Origin of the sequence: Brevibacterium picturae (assembly GCF_030453725.1) — a bacterium.
Lineage (GTDB): Bacteria > Actinomycetota > Actinomycetes > Actinomycetales > Brevibacteriaceae > Brevibacterium > Brevibacterium sandarakinum_A.
Genome location: NZ_JAKDJU010000280.1, coordinates 1 through 2,651 on the forward strand (window position 1 = coordinate 1; position 2,651 = coordinate 2,651).

At 66.9% G+C, this 2,651-nt stretch carries 1 protein-coding gene; it reads left to right on the top strand.

All coding sequences use genetic code 11. The features are described 5' to 3' along the window. Positions 1-2,539 (top strand): translation initiation factor IF-2 (infB, locus tag L0G76_RS15525; RefSeq protein WP_304358039.1); only part of this gene is annotated, 2,539 nt, incomplete at its 5' end. Positions 2,540-2,651: the final 112 nt, after the last annotated feature.

Here is a 2,651-nt window from a genome sequence, read left to right on the forward strand (position 1 = left end):
CCCACCAGACCCCCCCCGCCCCCCCCCACCCCGGGGGGCGGTTCCACCCGCGCCGAAACCAGGTGCCGCTCCCAAGCCTGGTGCCGCTCCCAAGCCTGGTGCCGCTCCGAAGCCCGGGGCCGCACCGAAGCCAGGTGCTGCTCCGAAGCCCGGCGGTCGTTCGCCGGCTCGCCCCGGAAACAACCCCTTCGCTCCGGCACAGGGCATGCCCAAACCGGCTGGACGGGGCGGATCCAAATCCGGCAACCGCTCCGGCGGCCAAGGCGGACAGGGCGGACCGGGTGCACGCCCGGGCAACAACCCGTTCGCGAATTCGCAGGGGATGCCGAAGCCGGGCGAGAAGCCTCGTGCGGCCGGCGAGGAAGGCTCAGCAGGTCCACGTCCGGCACCGCGTCCGGGCGCACCTCGCCCCAACCCGTCGATGATGAAGAACTCCGCGCTGAATAAGCCGGCTCCCGGCCGCGGCCGGGGCGGAGGACGCGGAAACGCCCCCGCCGGCGGACCCGGTGGAGCACCGGGCGGCGCGCCAGGTGGCGCACCGGCCGGTCGTCGCGGACCAGGCGGCGGCCCAGGCGGTCGTGGCTCAGGTCGCGGTCGCGGCAGCACTCAGGGTGCATTCGGCCGCGGTGGCGGTCCCCGTCAGAAGGGACGCAAGTCGAAGCGGGCCAAGCGCGCCGAGTTCGAACAGATGCAGACACCGTCGGTCGGCGGCGTCTCGGTTCCACGCGGCAACGGCACGACTCCGGTACGTCTGCGTCGCGGATCCTCACTGGCCGATTTCGCTGAGAAGATCAACACCGATCCGACGAACCTCGTCACGGTGCTCTTCCACCTCGGCGAGATGGCGACCATCACTCAGTCGTTGGACGAGGGAACATTCGAGGTCCTCGGCGAGGAGCTCGGCTACAAGATCGAGATCGTCTCGCCCGAAGACGAGGACCGTGAGCTGCTCGAGACCTTCGACATCGACCTCGACGCGGAAGCCGCGGACGAGGACGACGAGGATCTCGCGGCACGTCCACCGGTCGTCACCGTCATGGGTCACGTCGACCACGGTAAGACCAAGCTCCTCGACGCTATTCGCTCCGCGAACGTGGCAGCCCGCGAAGCCGGCGGAATCACCCAGCACATCGGTGCCTACCAGGCAGAGGTCGAACACGACGGTGCCGATCGCAAGATCACCTTCCTCGATACGCCAGGTCACGAGGCGTTCACCGCCATGCGTGCCCGTGGTGCGAAGTCGACGGACCTCGCGATCCTCGTGGTCGCGGCCGATGACGGCGTGATGCCGCAGACCGTTGAAGCACTCAACCACGCTCAGGCGGCGGGTGTGCCGATCGTGGTCGCGGTCAACAAGACCGATAAGGAAGGCGCTAACCCCGCCAAGGTCATGCAGCAGCTGACCGAGTACAACCTGGTTGCCGAGGAATACGGCGGCGAGACCATGTTCGTGCCGATCTCCGCGCTCAAGCGCGAGGGCATCGACCAGTTGCTGGAATCCGTGCTGTTGACCACCGATGCTGCCTTGGACCTGCGCGCCAACCCGGACAAGTCCGCCCGCGGCATCGCGATCGAAGCGAAGCTGGACAAGGGCCGTGGCGCGGTTGCGACCGTGCTCGTCGAATCCGGCACCCTGCGTCAGGGAGATGCCATCGTGTGCGGCACCGCCTACGGACGTGTGCGTGCGATGTTCGATGAGAACGGCCAGCTCGTCGACGCGGCGGGCCCGTCCCGCCCGGTCCAGGTCCTGGGCCTGTCCTCTGTGCCGCGCGCCGGTGACTCGTTCATCTCCACAAATGACGATCGCACCGCCCGTCAGATCGCTGAGAAGCGTGACGCCATCGAGCGCAACGCAGCTCAGGCTCGCGGTCGCAAGCGCATCAGCCTCGAGGACTTCACCAAGGCGCTGGCCGAGGGCAAGGTCGACATGCTCAACCTCATCCTCAAGGGCGACGTGTCCGGTGCTGTCGAAGCGCTGGAGGATTCGCTGCTCAAGATCGATGTGGGCGATGAAGTCGACCTGCGCATCATCCACCGCGGCGTGGGTGCGATCACGGAGAACGACATCAACCTGGCGACGGTCGACAACGCGATCGTCATCGGCTTCAACGTGCGTCCGGAAGCGAAGGCTCGCGACCTGGGCGAACGCGAAGGCGTCGACGTCAGGTACTACTCGGTCATCTACCAGGCGATCGACGACATCGAGAGCTCGCTCAAGGGCATGCTCAAGCCGGAGTACGAAGAGGTCCAGACAGGCACCGCGGAGATCCGCGAAGTCTTCCGGTCCTCCAAGTTCGGCAACATCGCCGGCTCCATCGTCCGCGATGGTCACATCACCAGGAACGCGTCGGCTCGCGTCACCCGTGATGGAGTGGTCATCGGGGACAAGGTCAAGATCGAGTCCCTGCGCCGCTTCAAGGACGATGCCACCGAGGTCCGCGAAGGATTCGAGTGCGGCATCGGCCTGGGCAGCTTCAACGATCTGCGGACCGGTGACATCATCGAGACCGTCGAGATGCGTGAGAAGCCGCGCGACTGATCAGCACATTGCTGTCCACACCGGGTTCTGAACGGGTTGTGTGCGAGCGGGTGGCATGAGTCCACTCGTCCGCATACGGCCCGGGCAGGACCCGGTCTGCGGTTCACGGCCC